We start from the raw sequence: 22244 nt of genomic DNA on the forward strand, positions 1-22244 counted from the left end.
CCCGGCCCGCTCGAGACGACGGCCGCGGGTTCCCCAGGCGGAGCTGCCCCTCCCCGACCGCCGGGCGCTCATCCGCGAGCCCCCGGTCGGCTGGAGACGGCCCTGGCCGGTGCGGGAAGCCGGGGCTGCTCCTCCGCGGTGACTGCGGGATGCCAGCCGGACCGGGCGAGCGCCTGTACGAGTGCCGCGACCATGCGGGGGTCGAACTGCGCGCCCGCACACCGTTCCAGCTCCTCCAGGGCCACCGGGACGGGTCGGGCGCGCCGGTAGCAGCGTGTGGACGTCATCGCGTCGAAGGCGTCCGCGACGGCCACCACGCGCGCGGATTCGGGGATCTGGCTTCCGCGCAGCCCGTACGGGTAGCCGCTGCCGTCGAGGCGTTCGTGGTGGTGGAGCACGGCGGCCCGGGCCTCGCCCAGAAAACCGATTCCGCGCACCATTTCGTGGCCGTACTCGGGATGCAGCTCGATCACCCGGCGTTCCTCGGGAGTCAGCGGCCCGTCCTTCCTCAACAGCCGTGTGGGGACGCCGAGTTTGCCCACGTCGTGCAGGATCCCGGCGAACCGCAGGACCTCGACGCGCTCGTCGTCCATCCCGAGTTCACGGGCGATCATCATGGAGGCCTGGCCGACCCGTTCGCTGTGGCCGCGGGTGTACTCGTCCTTGATGTCGACGGCCTGCACCAGCGCCCGGATCGTCGCCTGGTGGGCGGCGCGCTCCCGGTGGTACTGCGTGAACACCCACCAGGACACGCACATCGGCAGCAGCACCAGCAGCGCGGCGACGGGGCCGTAGGGGCTGCGCCACAGGACGGCCATCATCAGCCCGGCGAGACCGTGGACCACCACCGGCGCCAGGGACCGTACGAACAGCCCGCGCCAGGCCCGCCGCACCGGCACCCGCTCGGCCAGCGCGCGGATCCCGCCGTCGAGGGCGGTCAGCACCAGGCAGAAGGCCAGTACCGCGGCGCTCGCGGGCACGAGTGCGTAGGGGAAGTCGGAGGCGACGACCGCGTCCCGCCCGCCCAGCGACCAGTGCACCCGGCCCGCGGCCCACACGCCGAGGACCAGCTGGGCGCTGCGCCAGCTCCGCCGCAGCCGCCGCGGCCGCCGGTCGACCGGGGACAGCAGCGCCCCCGGCAGCGCGACCAGCGCGGCGGCCGGGGGCGGCAGCAGAAAGGCACCGGCGAGCAGCACCGGGTAGAACGTTCCGGCAAACCGCCATCGGGCGGCGGCCTGCTCACAGCCGGCGTAGAGCAGGGCCAGCAGGGCGACCGCACGCCAGGACGTGTGGACGGCGAGCAGCGGGAGCAGGCAGAGCAACGCGCCGAGGACCGTACAGGCGACGTACACGCGTGCCCGTGCCGGAACCGCCTCCATCACGCTCCTCCCGGCCGAACCTGCTCCGGGTGAGGAGACTAGGGCGGGCCGGGGGCAGTCCGCGGGCTTATGAACCGCGGATTAGCACGTTCGAGTGACGACAGCCCGTTCCAGGCATTCCGGACGAGGGTCCGGGGGAGTTCAGGACTCCTGCGGGGTCGCGGTGATGTCGTGCTCGGGGACGGCCTGTCCGGAGCGGATCAGGTCGAGCCGCCCGAGCACCTTCGCACGCAGGTCGCTCGGTACGTCGTCATGGCCGCAGCACCGCTTGACCAGCTTCTTCACGGCCTGCTCCAGGCCGTACTTCTCCAGGCACGGCGAGCACTCCTGGAAGTGCTGCTTGAACTTGTCGCGATCGACGTCCGGCATCTCACTGTCGAGGAACTCGTAGAGATGGTCGAGGACCTCACTGCAGTCCGTCTCGTGCGGCTCTCCGCAGCTCATGAGCCCGAGCCTTTCGCTTCGTCCGACTCTCCGGCGCCGGCCGGGACCAGTCCGCGCTCGCGCGCGTAGTCCTCGAGCATGCCGCGCAGTTGACGGCGGCCCCGGTGCAGCCGGGACATCACCGTGCCGATGGGTGTCCCCATGATGTCCGCGATCTCCTTGTACGCAAAGCCCTCGACATCGGCGAGGTACACGGCGATGCGGAATTCCTCGGGGATCGCCTGAAGTGCTTCCTTCACGTCCGAGTCGGGCAGGTGGTCGAGGGCCTGCGACTCCGCGGAGCGCAGACCGGTCGACATGTGCGACTCGGCGCGGGCGAGCTGCCAGTCCTCGATCTCCTCGGCCGCGGAGCGCTGGGGTTCGCGCTGCTTCTTGCGGTACGAGTTGATGAAGGTGTTGGTGAGGATCCGGTACAGCCACGCCTTGAGATTGGTGCCTTCGCGGAACTGGTGGAAGGACGCGTACGCCTTCGCGTACGTCTCCTGCACCAGGTCCTCGGCGTCGGCCGGGTTGCGCGTCATGCGCAGGGCGGCCGAGTACATCTGGTCGAGGAATTCGAGCGCGTCCCGCTCGAAGCGCGCGCTGCGCTCCGAGGTCGACTCCGCGCTGATGCCCTGGCCCTCGGGCCGCTCCGCCTGGCCGTTGTCGGTCCCTGCGTCGATCCCAGTGACCGGACCCACCTCCTCAAGATTCCGGGCAGCACCGAAACCGGTGTCGCCAGAATCGGAGGATAGACGACGACCCGTCCCCGCCGCCCCTCGAATAGGGGTGGTCTTGGCCGCAGTCAGCACCGTCCAGTCCAGGTCAGTGCGGCTGCTGCGGCTCGGGCAAGTGGTCGAACCCATGCGGCGGACTTCCTCTCCCACGACGATCGGTGCTGGTCTCCAGCACATCTGTCCGCCTCAACAGTGGCCGCCCGCGCGGCATTCCCAGCCCTCACCCGAGTGACGCGGTCCACTGGGTGACACCCCCCGTGATGATCTCCAGCGCCTGTTCCTGCGTGATCTCCGCCCGCTTGGGCACGGCGAACCCGTGATCGCCGTACTCCACCTCGACCAGCTCGTACGACCCTTCCGGGAACTCCTCGGGCTTTCCGAAGGGGTCGTTCCCGCCCTGTACGACGAGGGTGGGCACCCCGGACCCGAGCAGTTCCTCGGCGCGGGACTTCTCGGGCCTGCCCGGCGGATGCAGCGGGAAGCTGAGGGCCAGGACGGCGTGGGCGCCGAGTTCGACGGCCGTACGACAGGCCACGCGGGCGCCCGCGCTGCGTCCGCCCGAGATCACCGGCAGTCCGGGCCCGGCGAGCGCGGGCCAGATCCCGCGCCAGCCGAGGTCGAGCGTCTTCGGGGCGGGGGCCAGCTTCTTGCCGGCCACCCGCCAGGGCTGCTCGACGAGGGCGACGGTCACCCCGTGTCCGGGCAGGACCCGGGCGAGGGCCTGGAGGTCCCGTGCCTCGATGCCGCCCCCGGCACCGTGACTGACGGCGAGAACGAGCCTCGGCCGGCTGGCGTGGCGCCAGATGATGCGTGCCGGGCCGGCACCGGTCTCGACGTTCTGTATCACTTCTGTCAGATCTGTCACATCAGAAAAGTGTGCCCTCTTCGGGGCCGTCGAGTTCCTTCAGCAGTTCCGGCCCGTTGTTGCGGACGTTGCTGACCGCGGTGGAGACGGGGTAGGCGCGCATCAGCCCGGCGGGCGGCGGCTCCAGCAGCGCTCGCAGGTCCTCGGGGTCGGTGCGCGAGGGGTCGAGCCAGGCGTCCCAGCGGTCCGGGGTGAGCATCAGCGGCATCCGGGGATGGATGTCGGCGAGCGCGTGCGGGCCCTCGGCCGGGGCGACGGCGAGGGGTGTCGTCTCCGCCTCGGTCGTGATCACTGAGCAGGTCACCCACCAGGCCTGCGGGTGGTCGTCCGGCAGCGTCTTGTCCCGCCAGAACTCGTACAGCCCGGCCATCGCGAAGACCGACCCGTCGGCGGGCAGCACGAAGTACGGCTGCTTGCGGGGCCGCTTCTTCTTCCCCTCGACCTCCAGGTCCCGCTCCTCTTTGGCGGTGACCCACTCGTAGTAGCCGTCGGCGGGGATGATGCAGCGGCGGGAGGTGAAGGCCCGCTTGTACGACGGCTTCTCGTGGACGGTCTCCGCACGGGCGTTGATCATCCGCGCGCCGCCCTCCGGGGTCTTCGACCAGGACGGCACCAGGCCCCACTTCAGCGTGCGCAGCTGCCGAACCGGCCGCGGGTCCTCTGCGTCCTTCAGAGGGCGGTCCAGGACGGCGTAGACCTCCTTGGTGGGGGCCACGTTGTAGTCGGGCGCGAGGGTCTCCTCGGGTTCCCACTTCTCGATCTCAAAGATTCCTGCGAGATCCTCGGGCCTACGACTCGCTGCATACCGTCCGCACATACGTGCCACACTGCCAGATTCGACACGACTCCAGGGAGCCACAGCCGAACATGCACCCCACCGCATCCGACTCGCTGGCATCCCTCTGGGACCAGGTCTCCGGCAGCCAGCCGGACCCCGACCTGTGGGTGGTGATCGCGACCCTGGTCGCCGCATCGGCCGTGGTCGTCCCGCACAACGTCTGGCGCATCTCGCGCAACGCCATCACCATCGCCCACGAGGGCGGCCACGGCCTGATCGCCCTGCTCACCGGCCGACAGCTGACGGGCATACGGCTGCACTCCGACACCAGCGGCCTCACCGTCAGCCGCGGCAAGCCGCACGGCCTGGGCATGATCCTCACCGCGGCCGCGGGCTACACCGCTCCCCCGCTCCTCGGCCTGGGCGGCGCGGCCCTGCTCGCCGTCGGCCACATCACCCTGCTGCTGTGGCTGGCGACGGCCCTGCTGGTCGCCATGCTGGTGATGATCCGCAACGCGTACGGCGCCCTGACGGTCGTGCTGGCAGGGGGCACGTTCCTGCTGGTGTCGTGGCTGGCGGGACCGCAGGTGCAGGCGGCGTTCGCGTACGCCGTGGTGTGGTTCCTGCTGGTGGGAGGGGTACGCCCGGCGTTCGAGCTGCAGGCGAAGCGGAGCCGTGGGAGTGCGGGCGACTCAGACGCGGATCAGTTGTCGCGTCTCACCCATGTACCGGCGGGACTGTGGCTTTTCCTGTTCCACGCGGTGAGCCTGTGCTCCCTGATAGGCGGGGGGCGCTGGCTGCTGGAGGCGTGATCAGCCACCCCAGGGGCGCGGGGCTGTGTCTGATATGCGGCTCCGCCGCGTGGGCGCGACCAGCCGCGATGGCGCCGCACCTGTACAACGACCTGCGCAACCCCCTGCTTATAAAGTGGCCCCATGGCCACAAACCCCGCACACACCGCCCTCTGGCCCGCCCCCCTCGCGAGCGGAGCCGTCGACGCGACGGTCCACGTACCGGGGTCCAAGTCGGTCACCAACCGCGCCCTCGTCCTGGCGGCGCTGGCGAGCGAGCCGGGCTGGCTGCGCCGCCCCCTGCGCTCCCGCGACACCCTGCTGATGGCGGGCGCCCTGCGCGCGATGGGCGTGGGCATCGAGGAGGGCGTGGGCCCCGACGGCACCGGCGAGACCTGGCGGGTGCTCCCGACGGGCCTGCACGGCCCGGCCACGGTCGACGTCGGCAACGCCGGCACCGTGATGCGCTTCCTGCCCCCGGTGGCCGCTCTCGCCGACGGCCCCATCCGCTTCGACGGCGACCCCAGGTCGTACGAGCGTCCCCTGAACGGCGTCATCGACGCCCTGCGCGTGCTCGGCGCCCGTATCGACGACGACGGCCGTGGCGCGCTGCCGCTGACGGTGCACGGCGGGGGCGCCCTGGACGGCGGCCCGGTGGAGATCGACGCCTCGTCGTCCTCCCAGTTCGTGAGCGCCCTGCTGCTCTCCGGCCCGCGCTTCAACCAGGGCGTCGAGGTCCGTCACATCGGCAGCTCCCTGCCCTCCCTGCCGCACATCCGCATGACCGTCGACATGCTGCGCGCGGTCGGCGCGCAGGTGGACACCCCGGAGTCGGGCGGCGAGCAGAATGTCTGGCGGGTGACACCGGGCGCGCTGCTCGGCCGGGACCTGACCATCGAGCCCGACCTGTCCAACGCGCAGCCGTTCCTGGCGGCCGCCCTGGTGACCGGCGGCAAGGTCGTGATCCCCGACTGGCCGTCCCGCACCACGCAGCCCGGCGACAAGCTGCGGGAGATCTTCACCGACATGGGCGGTTCCTGCGAACTGACCGAGTACGGGCTGGAGTTCACCGGTTCGGGCACCGTCCGCGGCATCGACGTGGACCTGAGCGAGGTCGGTGAGCTGACCCCGGGCATCGCCGCGGTCGCGGCCCTCGCGGACTCCCCCTCCACCCTCCGCGGAGTGGCCCATCTGCGGCTGCACGAGACGGACCGGCTGGCCGCGCTCACCAAGGAGGTCAACGAGCTCGGCGGTGACGTCACCGAGACCGCCGACGGTCTGCACATCCGTCCGCGCAAGCTGCACGGCGGGATCTTCCACACGTACGAGGACCACCGTATGGCGACGGCCGGCGCGATCATCGGCCTCGCGGTCGAGGGCGTGCAGATCGAGAACGTGGCGACGACGGCCAAGACCCTGCCGGACTTCCCCGACATGTGGGCCGGGATGCTCGGGGCGTAGGGACTTCCGCGATGCGCCGCTACGGCAAGCACACCGACGAGGACGACATCCGCAGCCGCCCGAACCGCAAGGGCACCCGGCCGCGTACGAACATCCGCCCCGCCCACGAGGACGCGGCCGAGGGCATGGTCCTCACCGTCGACCGCGGCCGGCTGACCTGCCTGGTCGACGACCGGATCGTGCTGGCGATGAAGGCCCGCGAACTCGGCCGCAAGGCGGCGATCGTCGGCGACCGGGTGGCCCTCGTGGGCGATCTGTCCGGCAAGAAGGACACCCTCGCGCGCATCGTCCGCATCGAGAAGCGCACCTCGGTCCTGCGCCGCACCGCCGATGACGACGACCCGTACGAGCGTGTGGTCGTCGCCAACGCCGACCAGTTGGCGATCGTCACGGCCCTGGCCGACCCCGAGCCGCGCCCCCGTCTGATCGACCGCTGCCTGGTCGCGGCGTTCGACGGCGGACTGACCCCGCTGCTGGTGCTGACGAAGTCGGACCTCGCCCCGCCCGACAAGCTCCTCGAGCTGTACGGCGCCCTCGACATCCCGTACGTCGTGACCAGCCGTGAGGAGCTGGAGAACGGCAGCGCGGTCGCCCGCGTGCGCGAGCAACTCGACGGCAGGATCACGGCATTCGTCGGTCACTCGGGCGTCGGCAAGACCACCCTGGTCAACGCGCTGGTCCCACAGGAGCAGCGGCGCTCGACCGGACATGTGAACGCGGTGACGGGCCGCGGCCGCCACACCACCACGTCGGCGCTCGCCCTGCCGCTCGCGGACAGCGAGGACGGCTGGGTGATCGACACCCCGGGCGTACGGTCCTTCGGCCTGCACCACGTCGACCCGTCCCGCGTCATCCACGCCTTCCCCGACCTGGAACCGGGCACGGAGGGCTGCCCGCGCGCCTGCAGTCACGACGAGCCGGACTGCGCGCTGGACGCGTGGGTGGCCGAGGGCCACGCGGACCCGGCCCGGCTGTACTCGCTGCGCCGGCTGCTGTCCACGCGGGAGCGCAAGGAGGGCGACTGACCTCCGCGTTGTTTGTGGGGCCGCCAGCCCGGTAAGTGCATAATCGCACCGAGCCGGACATACGGGAGGACAGCACATGGCGTGGCTGCTGGTAGTGGTGGCCGGGTTGCTCGAGACGGGTTTCGCCGTGTGCCTCAAGCTCTCCCACGGTTTCACCCGCCTGTGGCCGACGATCGCGTTCTGCGCCTTCGCCCTGGGCAGCTTCGGCCTCCTCACCCTGTCCCTGAGGAAGCTGGACGTCGGCCCCGCCTACGCGGTGTGGACCGGCATCGGCGCGGCGGGCACCGCGATCTACGGCATGATCTTCCTCGGCGACTTGGTGTCGATGCTGAAGCTCGTCTCGATCAGCCTGGTCATCGTGGGCGTGATCGGCCTCCAGCTCTCCGGGTCCGCCCACTAGGCGACTTGGACGACTCCGGGCGGCCGCAGACCGCATGCCGGTCCGCGTCAACTCCCGTTCCCCCAGCGTGCGGTCGACCCCGTGCGACCGCTCACCCGCCGAAATCGGAGTCGAGACCGGTCACTTGAGCAAGGGACGCGCGGCCCCCTCCCGCCGCGAAGAAGGCCGTCCACGGGGGCGCGTCGACCTTGCGCCCCGTCACACCGTCTGCCGGGGCAGGGCCGTACGGACCAGGTCCGCCACCCCGCCCTCGCCCGGCGGCGCCGCCACGCAGGACAGGGCCAGCCGCACCACCAGTTCGCAGGAGCGCGCCAGATCCGCCGTGTCCGACTTGACCGCCCCCGGCTTCGACAGCACCGCCACGGCACGGTCCCGGACGATCGCCACGAAGTCGCCGGGCGACGGCAGCGGACCGTCCGCCCGCCGCTGCGCCGGCACCGCCGAGGAGGACGGCACCGCGGACAGCGTCGGCGAGGGCAGCCGTTCACTCCAGCAGCCGGTCAGCATGGCCCGTACGAGTGCGTTCTCGCGCGCCGTCGACGCGGTCCACTCGGCGGTCGCGGTGAGCCGGTCCCGGGCGTCGCTGTGGGTGGCGAGCGCACGTTCGACGCCGGCGAGATAGCCGTCCGCCTCCCTTCTCACGAGCGCCCTGGCGAGACCCTCCTTGCTGCCGAACTCGTTGTAGAGGGTCTGCCGGGACACTCCGGCGGCCGAAGCGACGTCCACCATCCGTACGGCGGACCACGGTCGGCGCGCCAGCGCCGTGTACGCGGCGTCCAGTAGGGATTCCCGCGCTGCAGGCATCATCGCCTCCCTGGGGCGAGCGGCTCTGCGCCCAGATTTGACGCGCACAGGGGCACTGTCAAGGGTTCGCGAGCGCACGCGGGGGCGCCCCTCGGCCGCCGTGTGCCGCCCCCGATGGCGGCAATGTGCCGCCAAACCGTGAGCATGGCCTGGTGGCCCCACCGCGACCTCGCCGGATAGCGTTCGTTCCATGCCGGACTACCTCGACGATCTCCGTTTCGCCCACGTCCTCGCGGACGCCGCCGACGCGGCAACGACGTCCCGCTTCAAGGCGCTCGACCTCAAGGTCGAGACGAAACCGGACATGACCCCGGTGAGCGAAGCGGACAAGGCGGCGGAGGAGCTCATCCGCGGCCAGCTCCAGCGCGCCCGCCCCCGCGACGCGGTCCTCGGCGAGGAGTACGGCCTGGAGGGCACGGGCCCGCGCCGCTGGGTGGTCGACCCGATCGACGGCACCAAGAACTACGTACGCGGTGTCCCGGTGTGGGCCACCCTGATCTCCCTGATGGAGGCGGGCGAGACCGGCTTCGAGCCCGTCGTCGGCGTCGTCTCCGCCCCTGCTCTGGGCCGCCGCTGGTGGGCCGCGAAGGGCCACGGCGCCTTCACCGGCCGCAGCCTCTCCTCCGCCTCCCGTCTGCAGGTCTCCCGCGTCGCGAAGCTCTCGGACGCCTCGTTCGCGTACTCCTCCCTGTCCGGCTGGGAGGACCAGGGCCGGCTGGGCGGCTTCCTGGACCTGACCCGCGAGGTGTGGCGCACACGCGCGTACGGCGACTTCTGGCCGTACATGATGGTCGCCGAGGGCTCGGTCGACATCTGCGCCGAGCCGGAGCTCTCCCTCTGGGACATGGCCGCCAACACGATCATCGTCACCGAGGCCGGCGGCACCTTCACGGGCCTGGACGGCCGCCCGGGCCCGCACAGCGGCAACGCGGCCGCCTCGAACGGCCTGCTGCACGACGAGTTGCTGGGGTATCTCAACGAGCGCTGCTGAGGCGCACGCGCAAAAGCACAGATGAGCGCGTGCGCCCTCAATTGACAGCACGCGCCCTCTTGTTGACTCCCGCTTTACCTGCGACTCTGAGAGTCCCCCCGCTTGTGAACTTGTGCAGTGCCTATAGGCGCCTCCTGCGCCGGGCTAGAACCAAGTGGGATTTCCTTGGAGGTGGCTGAAGTCCATGCTCGTCCGCGACGCCATGAGCACGGTGGTTCTGACCATCGGCCCCGATCACACCCTCCGCCAGGCCGCAGCCCTGATGTCCGCCCGCAGGGTCGGCGCGGCCCTGGTCCTCGACCCCGACGCCGGCGGTATCGGCATCCTCACCGAACGCGACATCCTCAACTCCGTCGGCCTCGGCCAGAGCCCCGACATCGAGCGGGCCCACGACCACACCACCAACGACGTCGTCTTCGCCGCCCCGTCCTGGACGCTGGAGGAGGCGGCACGCGCCATGGCCCACGGCGGCTTCCGCCATCTCATCGTCCTCGACCGGGGCGAGCCGGCCGGCATCGTCTCGGTCCGCGACATCATCCGCTGCTGGGCACCGGCACGGCAGCACGTGCCCGCCTGAGCCTGAAGGGGGACCAGAGGACCACTTTGGACTCAGTCCAAATCCAGCAGCGATCCAAACTCACACCTGTTCGGAAAATGGTCCCCCTGCTGTTAGGCTGGATTTCATGAGCGACCTTCTGGAACGGCTGCGCGGACGCGGATGGCGGATGACCGCGCAGCGGCGCGTCGTGGCCGAGGTTCTCGACGGCGAGCATGTGCATCTGACCGCCGACGAGGTCCACTCCCGGGCCGTCGCCAAGCTGCCCGAGATCTCCCGCGCGACCGTCTACAACACGCTGGGCGAGCTGGTCTCCCTCGGCGAGGTGCTCGAGGTCTCCACGGACAAGCGCGCCAAGCGGTACGACCCGAACGCGCACCGGCCGCACCACCACCTGGTCTGTGCCCAGTGCGGCGCGATCCGCGACGTCCACCCGAGCGGCAACCCGCTGGCCGACCTCCCCGACACGGAGCGCTTCGGCTTCACCGTCTCGGACGTCGAGGTCACATACCGCGGCATCTGCCCGAACTGCGCGGCGGCGTAACCACCCACCAGCCCTGCACGAACACCAAGAGCAGGGAAACACCGAGGGCCGGAATCCATTCACTGGACTCCGGCCCTCGGCCTTCAGTAGCGGGGACAGGATTTGAACCTGCGACCTCTGGGTTATGAGCCCAGCGAGCTACCGAGCTGCTCCACCCCGCGTCGATGAACGCAACATTACGTGAAGCCCGCGACCAGAAGCAAATCGGTTACGGCGGGGCAGGATTTTCAGGGGCGCAGCCCCCGGACGGTCGGCCGACCCCCGGCCCCTACGCCGACAGTTCCTCCAGCAGAGCGTCCCGTAGCCGCGCCGCCCGCTCCGACACCTCCGCCGGCCCCAGCGTCACCGCCCGGTCCGCCCACCGCTGCCCCTCCGCCAGCTCACCCCGACGCGCGTAGACCAGGGCCAGCCGCAGCGCCGCCCGCCCATGCCCCGCGTCGGCGGCCCGCGTCCACCACACGGCCGCCTCCGGCTCGCTCCCCTCGCGGGCCAGCAGCAGCCCGAGGTTGAAGGCGCCGTTGCGGGACCCGGCCTCGGCGGCCGCGCGGTACCAGCGCGCCGCGTCCACCACGTCGCCGCGGGCGGCGGCCATCATCCCGACCCGTACCTGCGCCCGCCGGTGCCCCTGGGAAGCCGCGCGCTCGTACCACTCCTCGCACTCGGTCTTCTCGTGCACGGACTCCCCGAGCTCATGCGCGGGCGCAGGCGGGCGCCGGGCGTCCAGGACGGTCGCCAGCCGGTACGCGGCCTCCGCGCTGCCGCCTCCTGCCGCGCAGCGCAGATGCCGCTCCGCCGCCCGCTCGTCCCCGTCCCGCAGCCGCGCCATGCCGACCTGCAGCGCCGCCTCGGTGTGCCCGGCGGCCGCGGCACGCTCGTACCAGAGCAGCGCGGCGTCGTCCTCGGCCCGCCCGGCGTGCAGGATCCCCAGGTTGAAGGCGGCGTCCACGCTGCCGGCCTCCGCGGCCTTGGAGAACCACGGCTCGGCGCCCGTCGTGTCGCCGCCCTGCAGCAGCAGGATCGCCAGGGCGTTCGCGGCCTCGCGGTGTCCGGCGTAGGCGGCCCGGCGGTACCACTGCTCGGCCTGTGCGGTCCGCCCCTGCTCGGCGCAGAGCAGCCCGAGGTTGTAGGCGCCGTTGTCGTCACCGGCGTCCATCGCGGCCCGGTACCAGCGCTCGGCGGTCTGCGTCTCGCCGCGCTCGGCGTGCAGGGCGCCCAGCGCGTTGGCGGCGTTGCCGTCCCCGTCCTGAGCGGCCCTGAGCCACCACACGGCGGCGCTCTCGGTGTCGCCGGCGTCCCGCAGCAGGAACCCGAGCGCGCAGGCGGCGCGCGCCTCGCCGTCCTTGGCGGACGTCAGATACCAGCGCCCGGCCTCCTTGAGTTCACCGCGCTTCTCCAGGATCGCGCCGAGGTGCAGCGCGGCCCGCCGGTGTCCGCGCGCGGCGGCCTGCCGGTAGAACTGCTCGGCCTGGGCCAGCAGTTCGACACCGTTGTCAGCCCCGCCCTCGCCCTGGCGGGCCGCCCTGCGGTCGAGCGCGCGCGCCAGGCGGTAGGCCGCCTCCCGGTGCCCGCGCTCCGCCGCGGCCCGCATCCAGTCCTCGGCTCCGGCGTCCCCGCGGTGCTCCAGCAGGTCGGCGAGCGCGTAGGCACCCAGGGCGTGCCCCTGTTCGGCGGACTGCCGCAGCCAGTACTCGGCGGCGGGCTCGTCCCCGCGCTCGCGGTGATGACGACCCAGCGCATGCGCGGCCGCCGCGGACCCGGCGACGGCGGCGATCCGCCACCAGCCGGCGGCGTCATCGGCGTATCCGCGCTGGTGGAGAAGGACCCCCAGGTTGTTGGCGGCGGCCCGGTCGCCCGCGGCGGTGGCGGCACGCAGATGGGGCTCGGCTCCGTCGAGATCACCACGGCGCAGCAGCATGGCCCCGAGGACACTCATCGCCTCGACGTCGCCGGCCTCGGCGGCGAGCCGCTGGCGAACTTCCTCGACGGCCTCCTCAGCCACCTCCCCGGCTTCGCCCGGTTCGGAAGGCTGCACAAATCGCCCTGTCTCGAACAGAGTTGCCTTGTCCCCCATAACGTCCATCGTCGCACCACCTGCAACCCGGGTACACCTGGTATACCGCAGCCAGTGAGGTCACTTCAGCGTTTTGTCGACATGCCCACAGAGAGACAAGTCAAACACAGTTCCCCCCAACTCCCGGAGGCGGCATGACGATCCCCCTGACCGGCACATGCGTTCGCACATCACGAAGGCCCGGATCCTTGAGGATCCGGGCCTTCGACTGCAGTAGCGGGGACAGGATTTGAACCTGCGACCTCTGGGTTATGAGCCCAGCGAGCTACCGAGCTGCTCCACCCCGCGTCGTTGTGTGGCAACCGTACCACGACGCGGGGCGGGCATGATCAGCCGCTGCCTGAGCTGCTGCTCGGGCTCGGGCTGCCGCTCGGAGCGGGGCTGCTGCTCTTGCTGCCGCCGCCCCCCGTCTTGCCGGCCTTGGACTGCGCGTCCTCGGCCCGCTTGAGGGCGTCCTGGAGGTCCTTCTGGGCCTGTCCGTACGCCTGCCAGTCGCCCTTCTTCAGTGCTTCCTGGCCGGCGTCGAAGGCCTTCTGGGCGTCGTTCAGCGCCTGTTGGACCGTGGGATTGCTCGACGTCGGCGGTGGGTTCGTCCCGGTGTCCGACGGGGGCGGGGTCGAACTCTCCGCTCCGAAGACCTTGTTGAGGGCCTGGTCGAGGGTGTCCTCGAAGGCGGTGTTGCCTCCGTAGGTCACCAGGACCTTGCGCAGCAGGGGGTACTTGAGTCCACCACCGCGTACGTAGACCGGCTCCACGTAGAGCAGTCCTCCGTCGAGCGGCACCGTCAGCAGGTTGCCGTACTCGATGTCGGAGTCGCCGCCCTTGAGGAGCTTGATCGCCGCGGCGATGTCCTGCTCGGAGTTGAACTTGCTCTGCACCTGTTTGGGGCCGTCGACGGTCGTGCTCGTCGGTAGTTTCAGGATTCTGATCTTGCCGTAGTCACTGGTGCTCGCATCGGCGTCGACCGCCATGAACGCACTGAGGTTGTCCCGTCCGTTCGGCGTGAAGGTCGTCGTCAGCGAGAACGCCTGCGAGGACTGGCCGGGCATCTTCATGCTCAGGTAGTACGGAGGCACCGCGTTGCCCGACTTGTTGGTCGGGTCGTTCGGCACCTGCCACACCTCGCTGCCGGTGAGGAAGGTCTGCGCGTCCGTCACGTGGTAGCGGCTGAGCAGCTCGCGCTGGACCTTGAACAGGTCCTGCGGGTAACGGAAGTGGGCCTGCAGGTCGTGCGAGATGTCCTGCTTGGGCTTCACCGTGCCCGGGAAGGCCTTCATCCACGTCTTCAGGACGGGGTCCGCGGTGTCCCACTGATAGAGCTTGACCTCGCCGGTGTACGCGTCGACGGTGGCCTTCACCGAGTTGCGGATGTAGTTGACCTGGTTCTGCTGGGCCACCACCGCGCGGTTGGTGTTGGTCGCGGTCAGCGAGTCGGCGGTGGTGTCGCCGAGGGTCGTCCGGGAGGCGTACGGGTATCCGTTCGTCGTCGTGTAGGCGTCGACGATCCACTGGATACGGCCGTGCACCACCGCCGGATAGGCGTCGCCGTCGATGGTCAGCCAGGGCGCCACCGCCTCGACGCGCTCCTTGGGAGTGCGGTTGTACAGGATCCGCGAACCCTTGCCGATCGCCCCGGAGTAGAGCATCTGCGGCTCGTTGAACGCGACCGCGTAGGCGGCCCGGTTGATCGGGTTGGCGAGGTTCACGCCGCTGTTGCCCTTGTAGCTGGTGGTCTTCTCGCCGCTGTCGTCGGAGTAGTCGATCTCCTGCTGGGGACCGCCGACGATCGAGTAGGTGGTGGTCTTCTCCCCGTAGTAGATCTGCTGCTTGTACTTGCCGAGGTCGCCCGTGGACGGCAGGTCGGACTCGGTGAAGACGGGCTGGCCGTCCTGGACCTCGGTGCCCTTGGCGGCGACCACACCGTAGCCGTGGGTGTAGCGGAAGTGGTCGTTGATCCAGTTGTTCTTCGGAATGCCGTTGAGGTTCAGCTCGCGCAGACCGATGACGGTGTCCTGCTCCTTGCCGTCCTTGCTGTAGCGGTCGACGTCCAGATTGTTCGGGAACGCGTAGTAGTTCCTGATCTGTTGGAGCTGCTGGAACGTGGGCGAGACGATGTTCGGGTCCAGGATGCGGATGCTCGCCGCGTCGTCGACGCCGTCGCGCAGCTTCGTCTTGTCCTTGGTGGTGCTCGTCCCCGAGTAGTCGGTCACCTTGGTGTCGTCGATGCCGTACGCCTCACGTGTCGCCTTGAGGTTCTTCTGGACGTACGGCGCTTCCTTGGCCTGCTCGTTGGGCTCGACCTGGAACTTCTGGACGATCGCGGGGTAGAGCCCGCCGATGAGGATCGCCGAGAGCACCATCAGGCCGAAGCCGATCACGGGCAGCTGCCAGGTGCGGCGCCACAGGGTGGCGAAGAACAGCAGCGCGCAGATGACGGCGATGCAGAACAGGATCGTCTTCGCCGGCAGATAGGCGTTCGCGTCGACGTACCTGAGGCCCGTCCAGTTGTCCGTCGCCTTGAAGTCGCTGGACTTGACCGCGAGGCCGTACCGGTCGAGCCAGTACGCGACGGCCTTCAGCGCCACGAAGATGCCGAGCAGCACCGAGAGATGACCGGTCGCGGCGGCAGTGGCGCGCGCGCCCGGGGAGGTGATCCTGAGGCCGCCGTACAGGTAGTGGGTGAGCGCGGCGGCGATCAGGGACAGGATCGCGGCGGCGAAGCCGAAGCCCAGCAGGAAGCGGTACCAGGGCAGGTCGAAGGCATAGAAGGAGACGTCGAGGTGGAACTGCGGGTCCTCCTGGTGGAAGGGGACGCCGTTGACCCACATCAGCCAGGTGCGCCACTGGCTGGACGCCGAGGCGCCGGCGATGAGACCGACCAGGGCGGTGATCCCGAGCAACAGCCAGGTCTTGTACGGCGCGATGCCCATCCGGTAGCGGTCCAGGCTCTGCTGTTCCATGGACATGGCGCTCAGCGGCGGCCGCAGCCGGTGCGCCAGCCAGACGTTGAAGCCGACCGCGAGGGCCATCAGCAGACCGAAGACGAAGAACAGGCCGATCTTGGTCCACAGGGTGATGGTGAAGACGGACGAGTACTTCACGGAGCGGTACCAGAGCCAGTCCGTCCAGAAGCCCGCGAACATGGTGAACGCCATGCCGAGGACGGCGAGGACGCCCAGTGTCATCAGCAGGGTCCGGACTCGCCGGGACGGGCGGCCCACTCTGATCCGTGGCCCCGTCGGGCCTCCGCCGCGGTCCGGCATCTGGAAAGCCAAGGTGCGCACCTCGAAGTCGCTGTCGGTTCGTCAGGCCCCCGCGTGTTCGTGAGCCCCTCCGTGGCCCCCCGTGATCGCGGGCCCACACCTATGCAACTTACTCACCGTTTACTCGGTTCCCGATTCCGGCCATGAACGAGGCAGGATTGTGACCATGTCCAACACTCCCATGGCAGCGAGCCCGCTCACCCGGGCCGTACTCGAGATCGACGAGTACGCCTCCGGCCTCGGCTGGGACCAGCCCGCCCGCCTCTTCGCCCTCGTAGACACCGCTCGGCTGCGGTCCCAGGAGCCCGCGCTCGCGGCTCAGCTGGGCCTTGCGGACGAGCCCGACACCACCGGGCTCACCCCGGTCGAGCAGGACGAGATCCCGGCCGGCAAGGCGCTGGACGAGTTCCTCGCGACGATCGCCTGGCCCGACGCGGTGGCCGGGTGCGCGCTCACCGTGGAGCGGCTGATGCTGCCGCCGTCCGCCGAGTCCCAGGTCCCGGAGGGACTGGACGAGGCGGGGCTGGCGAAGTGGGTGGCCGGGCACCCGGACCGTCAGGAGGTCCGGATGACGGTGGCGGTGCTGCGCGACGGCGCCCGTGACTCGGCGCTTCGGCTGCGCGAGAAGGACACCCCGACGGAGGTCCTCACCGGCTCCGACCTGGTGCCGGGACTTGCGCAGGCCCTGGCCGCGACCTTCGAGGAGTAGGCCGCCGTAGCCCTTCGGCTACTTGGTCGTGCACTTCGGCAGGTCGGACGTCTTTCCGGTGCGGATGTCCTTCAGCGCGCCGAGGGCGTCCTCGATGGTGTTCACCTTGACCAGGGTGAGCCCGCTCGGGGTGTCCTTGGCGGCGGCCGCGCAGTTCTCGGCGGGCGTGAGGAAGTACTGGGCGCCCTTGTCGCGTGCGCCGACCGTCTTCATCTCGATGCCGCCGATCGGGCCGACCTTGCCGTTGTCGTCGATGGTCCCGGTGCCGGCCACGAACTTGCCGCCGGTCAGGTCGCCCGGGGTGAGCTTGTCGTAGATGCCGAGCGCGAACATCAGACCGGCGCTCGGACCGCCGACGTCGGCGAGCTTGATGTCGATGGTGAACGGGAAGGTGTGATCGGTCCCCGCGGAGATCCCGACGATGGCGCGCTTCTTGCCGCTGTCGTCGGAGGTGGTGGTCGTGATCGTGATGTCCTTGGTGGTGGTCGCCGCCGTGTTCTTCTTCTCGGCGGCGGCCTGGTCCTTCGCGGGCACGATCGTGAAGTCGACCTTCTCGCCGGGCTGGTGCTTGGTCACGAGTTCGGCGACATCGGCGGGCTGCTTCACGGCCGTACCGTCCACGGCCTTGATCAGGTCCCCGGCGTGCAGCTGACCCTGCGCCGGGGAGCCCTTGACCACGGTCGAGACGATCACCCAGCTCTTCACCGGGACGCCGAGTTCCTTCAGCGCTGCGACCTTGGCGCTCTCCTGGGACTGGCTGAACTCCTCGGCGTTCTCCTGGGTGGACTGCTGTTCGGTCTTGCCGTCCGGGTAGAGCGTGTCGTGCGGCACGACCTTGCTGTCGTGGGCCAGCCAGCCGTAGACGGCCTCGACGAGGTTCATCTTGTAGTCGGCGCTGGTGACCCGCACGGTCGTCATGTTCAGGTGGCCGTCGGCCGGGTAGGTCTTGCGCCCGGAGATCTGCAGCACCGGCTCGCCGTCGTGGTCCCCGAGCGTGTTGACCGTGGGGCCCGGGGACATCTCCGAGTACGGCACGGGAATGAAGACTCCCGCGCACAGGAGCGCGATCAGCATCAGGGTGGAGGCGAGCATCGTCGCGGTGCGGCGTGGCATGCCAAGACAGTACGGGAAGGTCCTGTCAGCGCACCGTCAGCCCCACCTCTGTTGTCATGTCACGTACGGGAGTGCGGCTTCTCCATGGCCTCACGGAAGCGGGCGTACCCGTCGAGTTCGGGCCCGTCGCCGCGGACCTTGCGGGTCCGGTTGGCCCAAGTGCCCCACAGACCGGCTCCGATCGCTGCCATGAACGGAATCAACAACCACAGGAGCGCCCCCATGCCGACCTCCCGACCCCAGTGAGCGACCGCAAGAACTGACTGATCAGCAGATTAACCAGTCACACTGAGAACGCTGACGCCAGGGGTGCGGTTACGCAAGCCGGGCGTGGCGGAGGAGGCTCAGCAGGCCCCCACCCGCCCTCCCGTCGCCCGACCACCACCCCTCAACGACGGCGCTACGCGCCGACCCGCCCTCCCGTCGCCCGACCACCACCCCTCAACGACGGCGCTACGCGCCGACCCATTCGTCTGTTCCGTCCGAGAAGGTCTGGTGCTTCCAGATCGGCACCTCGTGCTTGAGATCGTCGATCAGCTTCCGACAGGCCTCGAAGGCCTCGCCCCGGTGCGGACACGAAACGGCGACGACCACGGCGAGATCCCCGACGTCCAGGTCACCGATGCGGTGAACGGCGGCCAGGGCCCGCACCGGGTATCCGGCCACGACCTTCTCGGCGATCCGCCGCATCTCGGCCTCGGCGCTGGGGTGGCACGAATAGCCGAGCCGGTCCACATCGGCTCCCCCGTCGTGGTTCCGCACGGTCCCCACGAACAGCGCGGTCCCGCCCGCGGCGTCGTCCCCGACGGCCTGGAAGACCTCGTCCAGGGAGAGCGCGGTCTCCCGGACGGCGATCAGCTTGATGGGGTCCTGCGCGGCCTGCTCGCCGGGATGGTCGTTGGTGGGTGCCATGCCTCCATCGTGCCGCACGCCACTGACAACCCGGAACAGACGTTTCACCCGGCACGCGCGTGTGCGGGCTTGGAGTCTCCTACAAGGTTCGCTCTCAGATCCGGCGCCGGGCCTTCCGGGCCCTGCGCACCACGGCCGCCGCGCCCAGCAGCGCCACCGTCGCGCCCGCGGCTCCGGCCGCCGTCGCGTCCTTGCGGCCCAGCCGCCGGCCGGCGACGGTGTGCCTGCCGGAAACCTCCTCCAGAAGCTCGGCCAGCACTTCCTCGTTGGTCCACTGCGGCCGCCAGCCCGCGTCGTGCAGCCGGCTGCCGCTGACCACCCAGGGGTACATCGTGTACGCCAGGTCCCCGGCCGGGGACGGTGTCAGGCCGATCCGGTGCAGCCGGGCCGCCGCACCCAGCGCGACGGCCGACGGCAGTTCCATCCGCCGGATCCCGCTGAGCTCCTCGACCTCCTCCTGTTCCAGCCACCCGTCGCAGCCCACGGTGAGTTCCCCTTCGACCTTCTCCAGGACGGCGTACTCCAAGGCGCTGCACAGGTCCTCGACATGGCAGAACTGCCAGGCGGGCCGCGACCCGGCGACCACGAGCAGCCGAGGCGACTCGAAGTACCTGGTCAGCGCGGTGTCGGTGCCTCCTACGAGCACCGCGGGCCGTACGACGGTGACATTGAGCCCCGGATGCGCGCGGGGCGCGCGCCGGGCGAGCCGCTCGATCTCCAGGAGGTCACCGACGCCGGTGGCCTCGGCCGTGGCCCGCAGCTCCGCGTCCTCGGACAGCGGCAGCTCGTTGTCCGGCAGCGCCCCGTACACCATGGCGGACGTGCACAGCACGACCCGGTGGACACCGGCCGCGGCGGCCGCGGTCAGCACGGTCTGCGTCCCCCGGACGTTGTAGGCCGTGCGGGCGGCGGGATCGGTCTCCAGATCCAGATCGAGCGCCAGGTGCACCACCACGTCGGCGCCCCGCAGCTTGTCCGCGATGGCCGGATCCCGTACGTCCAGGATGTGCCACTGCGCCCCCGCACACTCGCCGCGCCGCTCGTCGATCGCGATGACCTGCTTGATCTCGTCCGAGGCGGCGAGCCGTTCGGTGAGCAGTGCGCCGATGCCGGACGCGGCACCGGTGACCGCGACGACGGGCCCGCGCGTGGCGGAATTGGTTGACTCGTTTCGCGCTGCGCGAACCTGCGGATCTGGGGAACTCACCGGGCGTCTCCAGCGGTTGTCTTCAGTACGAACGCGAGTGACGCGTCCGTACCAGGTGGCATCCATCCTGCCGCAGGCCAAGAGTCGGCGAAGCACCGAGGCCCGAACCGCCCATGGTGTCTACGCTGGGTGGTGTTATCGGGCAGCCGTGCCGTCGGAGAAAACCCGGCGGCCTTACCAGCCGAGGAATCCCGTGAGTGACACCCCATTCGGATTCGGCCTTCCGCCGGAGGAGCCGGAAGACGGCGACGAGGGCAAGAAGAAGGACCAGCAGAGCGGTGGTGGTCAGGGACCGGCCAACCCGTTCGGTTTCGGCGGGCTGCCGGGGGCCGGAGGCTTCGGCGGCCCCGGTGCGGACAATCCGCTCGCTGCCATGTTCGGTTCGCTGAACCCCAACGACCTGGGCGCCGCCTTCCAGCAGCTGGGCCAGATGCTCTCCTACGAGGGCGGCCCGGTGAACTGGGAGATGGCCAAGCAGATCGCCCGCCAGACGGTCTCCCAGGGCACCCCTGACGGCACCAAGGACGCGAGTGTCGGCGCCGCCGAGCGCACCGCGGTCGAGGAGGCCGTCCGCCTGGCCGACCTGTGGCTGGACGACGCGACGTCGCTGCCGTCCGGTGCCGGCTCCGCGGTGGCGTGGTCGCGCGCGGAGTGGGTCGAGGCGACGCTGCCCGCGTGGCAGGAGCTCGTCGACCCGGTTGCCGAGCGGGTCGGCGCGGCGATGGGCGATGTCCTGCCGGAGGAGATGCAGGCCATGGCGGGCCCGCTGATCGGCATGATGCGCTCCATGGGCGGCGCGATGTTCGGCACCCAGATCGGGCAGGCCGTCGGGGTGCTCGCGGGCGAGGTCGTCGGTTCCACCGACATCGGCCTGCCGCTCGGCCCGGTCGGCAAGGCCGCGCTGCTGCCGGTGAACGCCGAGGCGTTCGGCAAGGACCTGGGCGTGCCGAAGGAGGAGGTGCGGCTGTATCTCGCTCTGCGCGAGGCCGCCCACCAGCGCCTGTTCGCGCATGTGCCGTGGCTGCGCTCGCACCTGTTCGGCGCGGTCGACGGGTATGCGCGCGGGATCAAGGTCGACACGGCCAAGCTGGAGGACGTGGTCGGCCAGTTCGACCCGCAGAACCCGGAGCAGCTGCAGGACGCCCTGCAGCAGGGCATGTTCCAGCCGGAGGACACCCCGGAGCAGAAGGCGGCCCTGGCCCGTCTGGAGACGGCCCTGGCGCTCGTCGAGGGCTGGGTCGACGCGGTGGTGCACGCGGCGGCGAAGCCGCGTCTGTCGTCCGCGGACGCGCTGCGCGAGACGCTGCGCCGCCGCCGTGCGACGGGCGGGCCTGCGGAGCAGACGTTCGCCACGCTGATCGGCCTGGAGCTGCGCCCGCGCCGCCTGCGCGACGCCTCCCGCCTGTGGGCCTCGCTCACGGACGCGCGCGGAGTGGACGGCCGGGACGCCCTGTGGTCGCACCCCGACATGCTTCCGACGGCCTCCGACCTGGACGACCCGGACGGCTTCGTGCACCGCGAGCAGCTGGACTTCTCCGAGCTGGACAAGATGCTCGGCGAGGCGGCGGGCGGCGGCTCGACGCAGAAGCCGAACCTGAAGAAGGACGACGCTCCCCAGGACGACGACAAGGACGACGACACCGAGTGAGCCTGTACGACGACGCGGTCCTCGTCCTGAAGGGGTACGAGGACCAGGAAGAGCTGCGCCAGGCGTATCTGGACCACTTGGCGGCCCATCCGGACGGCATGTGGAAGGCCTGCCACGCGGGCCACGTCACGGCGAGCGCCCTGGTGGTCGACCCGTCGCGCGGGCGCGTGCTGCTGACCCTTCACAGGAAGCTCCGGATGTGGCTGCAGATGGGCGGCCACTGCGAGCCGGAGGACACCTCACTCCGGGCGGCGACCCTGCGCGAGGCCACCGAGGAGTCGGGCATCGCCGGTCTGACGCTGCTGCCGGGCGGCCCCGTGCGCCTGGACCGGCATCCGATCCCGGCGCCCTGCCACTGGCATTTCGACGTGCAGTACGCGGTCGTGGCTCCGCCCGGAGCGGTCCAGGAGATCAGCGACGAGTCCCTCGACCTGCGCTGGTTCGCCTATGACGAGGTGGCGGACGTGGCCGACGAGTCGGTCGTACGGCTGCTGGAAGCGACCCGCGCCAGGCTGTGAGCTCGGGGAGCCTGCGGCTCTCGGCAACGTGTAAGGGGCGCCCGCCCTT

The 22244-nt window shown here is 70.5% G+C and carries 22 protein-coding genes and 2 tRNA genes; 10 read left to right on the forward strand and 14 right to left on the reverse strand.

Features of this window, described 5'->3' with window-relative positions; all coding sequences use genetic code 11:
* Positions 1-68 precede the first annotated feature (68 nt).
* From ACWCRD_RS31980 to ACWCRD_RS32000, 5 genes are all read right to left on the reverse strand, one after another.
* Complete coding sequence (locus ACWCRD_RS31980; protein ID WP_450969226.1) at positions 69-1379, reverse strand: HD-GYP domain-containing protein; 1311 nt, start codon at positions 1377-1379, stop codon at positions 69-71.
* Positions 1380-1520: 141 nt separating this feature from the next.
* Positions 1521-1823 (reverse strand): mycothiol system anti-sigma-R factor, encoded by a 303-nt coding sequence (gene rsrA / locus ACWCRD_RS31985; protein WP_398957465.1) that lies wholly within the window; start codon positions 1821-1823, stop codon positions 1521-1523.
* Positions 1820-2503: an RNA polymerase sigma factor SigR gene (gene sigR, locus ACWCRD_RS31990; protein ID WP_450969227.1), complete on the reverse strand. Its 684-nt coding sequence runs from the start codon at positions 2501-2503 to the stop codon at positions 1820-1822. The genes rsrA and sigR overlap by 4 nt, the downstream gene beginning before the upstream one ends.
* 256 nt (positions 2504-2759) lie before the next feature.
* The gene (locus ACWCRD_RS31995; RefSeq protein WP_450969228.1) at positions 2760-3404 is read right to left on the reverse strand and encodes an alpha/beta hydrolase family protein; all 645 of its coding nucleotides are present in this window, start codon (positions 3402-3404) and stop codon (positions 2760-2762) included.
* A gap of 1 nt (position 3405) precedes the next feature.
* Entirely contained in the window at positions 3406-4221 is an 816-nt protein-coding gene (locus tag ACWCRD_RS32000; RefSeq protein ID WP_450969229.1) for an SOS response-associated peptidase, read from the reverse strand.
* A gap of 50 nt (positions 4222-4271) precedes the next feature.
* Between ACWCRD_RS32000 and ACWCRD_RS32005 the strand changes: the two genes are divergently transcribed.
* The 4 genes from ACWCRD_RS32005 (at position 4272) to ACWCRD_RS32020 (ending at position 7859) form a co-directional block, all read left to right on the forward strand.
* The gene (locus ACWCRD_RS32005) at positions 4272-4994 is read left to right on the forward strand and encodes a M50 family metallopeptidase (RefSeq protein ID WP_450969230.1); all 723 of its coding nucleotides are present in this window, start codon (positions 4272-4274) and stop codon (positions 4992-4994) included.
* 123 nt (positions 4995-5117) lie between these two features.
* Positions 5118-6434, forward strand: a complete 1317-nt coding sequence (gene aroA / locus ACWCRD_RS32010) for a 3-phosphoshikimate 1-carboxyvinyltransferase (RefSeq protein WP_450969231.1) — start codon at positions 5118-5120, stop codon at positions 6432-6434.
* An 11-nt stretch (positions 6435-6445) separates the two neighbouring features.
* On the forward strand, positions 6446-7459 hold the full coding sequence (gene rsgA, locus ACWCRD_RS32015; protein ID WP_450969232.1) for a ribosome small subunit-dependent GTPase A: 1014 nt from the start codon (positions 6446-6448) through the stop codon (positions 7457-7459).
* A 76-nt stretch (positions 7460-7535) separates the two neighbouring features.
* Positions 7536-7859, forward strand: a complete 324-nt coding sequence (locus ACWCRD_RS32020; RefSeq protein ID WP_344405388.1) for a DMT family transporter — start codon at positions 7536-7538, stop codon at positions 7857-7859.
* Positions 7860-8057: 198 nt separating this feature from the next.
* Here the strand turns inward: ACWCRD_RS32020 and ACWCRD_RS32025 are convergent, their stop codons facing one another.
* On the reverse strand, positions 8058-8666 hold the full coding sequence (locus ACWCRD_RS32025; protein ID WP_450969233.1) for a TetR/AcrR family transcriptional regulator: 609 nt from the start codon (positions 8664-8666) through the stop codon (positions 8058-8060).
* A 187-nt stretch (positions 8667-8853) separates the two neighbouring features.
* Between ACWCRD_RS32025 and hisN the strand changes: the two genes are divergently transcribed.
* The 3 genes from hisN to ACWCRD_RS32040 all read left to right on the forward strand — a co-directional run bounded on the left by hisN (position 8854) and on the right by ACWCRD_RS32040 (position 10754).
* Positions 8854-9654 (forward strand): histidinol-phosphatase, encoded by an 801-nt coding sequence (hisN, locus tag ACWCRD_RS32030; RefSeq protein WP_450969234.1) that lies wholly within the window; start codon positions 8854-8856, stop codon positions 9652-9654.
* A gap of 184 nt (positions 9655-9838) precedes the next feature.
* A complete protein-coding gene (locus ACWCRD_RS32035; protein ID WP_450969235.1) occupies positions 9839-10231 on the forward strand; it encodes a CBS domain-containing protein in 393 nt (130 codons plus the stop codon).
* Between the two features lie 106 nt (positions 10232-10337).
* Positions 10338-10754, forward strand: coding sequence for a Fur family transcriptional regulator (locus ACWCRD_RS32040; RefSeq protein WP_115906041.1), 417 nt, complete (start codon positions 10338-10340; stop codon positions 10752-10754).
* A gap of 87 nt (positions 10755-10841) precedes the next feature.
* On the opposite strand, the gene ACWCRD_RS32045 is transcribed toward ACWCRD_RS32040, so the two are convergent.
* The 4 genes from ACWCRD_RS32045 to ACWCRD_RS32060 all read right to left on the reverse strand — a co-directional run bounded on the left by ACWCRD_RS32045 (position 10842) and on the right by ACWCRD_RS32060 (position 16088).
* Positions 10842-10915 (reverse strand) — tRNA-Met (locus tag ACWCRD_RS32045).
* Between the two features lie 107 nt (positions 10916-11022).
* A complete protein-coding gene (locus ACWCRD_RS32050) occupies positions 11023-12834 on the reverse strand; it encodes a sel1 repeat family protein (RefSeq protein WP_450969236.1) in 1812 nt (603 codons plus the stop codon).
* A 205-nt stretch (positions 12835-13039) separates the two neighbouring features.
* Positions 13040-13113 (reverse strand) — tRNA-Met (locus tag ACWCRD_RS32055).
* A gap of 41 nt (positions 13114-13154) precedes the next feature.
* Positions 13155-16088, reverse strand: a complete 2934-nt coding sequence (locus ACWCRD_RS32060) for a UPF0182 family membrane protein (protein WP_450969279.1) — start codon at positions 16086-16088, stop codon at positions 13155-13157.
* Positions 16089-16254: 166 nt separating this feature from the next.
* Here ACWCRD_RS32060 and ACWCRD_RS32065 point away from each other — a divergent pair, with 166 nt between their 5' ends.
* Complete coding sequence (locus ACWCRD_RS32065) at positions 16255-16797, forward strand: PPA1309 family protein (RefSeq protein WP_450969237.1); 543 nt, start codon at positions 16255-16257, stop codon at positions 16795-16797.
* Positions 16798-16815: 18 nt separating this feature from the next.
* Here ACWCRD_RS32065 and ACWCRD_RS32070 read toward each other — a convergent pair whose 3' ends face one another.
* The 4 genes from ACWCRD_RS32070 to ACWCRD_RS32085 form a co-directional block, all read right to left on the reverse strand.
* Positions 16816-17910, reverse strand: a complete 1095-nt coding sequence (locus ACWCRD_RS32070; protein WP_450969238.1) for a YlbL family protein — start codon at positions 17908-17910, stop codon at positions 16816-16818.
* Positions 17911-17969: 59 nt separating this feature from the next.
* Positions 17970-18101 carry a hypothetical protein gene (locus ACWCRD_RS32075; protein ID WP_389076984.1) on the reverse strand — a complete coding sequence of 44 codons (132 nt, stop codon included), beginning with the start codon at positions 18099-18101 and terminating at the stop codon, positions 17970-17972.
* A gap of 262 nt (positions 18102-18363) precedes the next feature.
* Positions 18364-18822: a molybdenum cofactor biosynthesis protein MoaE gene (locus ACWCRD_RS32080; protein ID WP_450969239.1), complete on the reverse strand. Its 459-nt coding sequence runs from the start codon at positions 18820-18822 to the stop codon at positions 18364-18366.
* A 94-nt stretch (positions 18823-18916) separates the two neighbouring features.
* A complete protein-coding gene (locus ACWCRD_RS32085; RefSeq protein ID WP_450969240.1) occupies positions 18917-20029 on the reverse strand; it encodes an SDR family oxidoreductase in 1113 nt (370 codons plus the stop codon).
* Positions 20030-20222: 193 nt separating this feature from the next.
* On the opposite strand from ACWCRD_RS32085, the gene ACWCRD_RS32090 reads away from it, so the two are divergent.
* Together ACWCRD_RS32090 and ACWCRD_RS32095 are read left to right on the forward strand one after the other, a co-directional pair.
* Positions 20223-21677, forward strand: a complete 1455-nt coding sequence (locus ACWCRD_RS32090; protein ID WP_450969241.1) for a zinc-dependent metalloprotease — start codon at positions 20223-20225, stop codon at positions 21675-21677.
* Positions 21674-22195: an NUDIX hydrolase gene (locus tag ACWCRD_RS32095; protein WP_450969242.1), complete on the forward strand. Its 522-nt coding sequence runs from the start codon at positions 21674-21676 to the stop codon at positions 22193-22195. Before ACWCRD_RS32090 ends, ACWCRD_RS32095 begins: the two co-directional genes overlap by 4 nt.
* Positions 22196-22244 lie beyond the last annotated feature (49 nt).

It is taken from the genome of Streptomyces sp. NPDC002092, assembly GCF_053593775.1.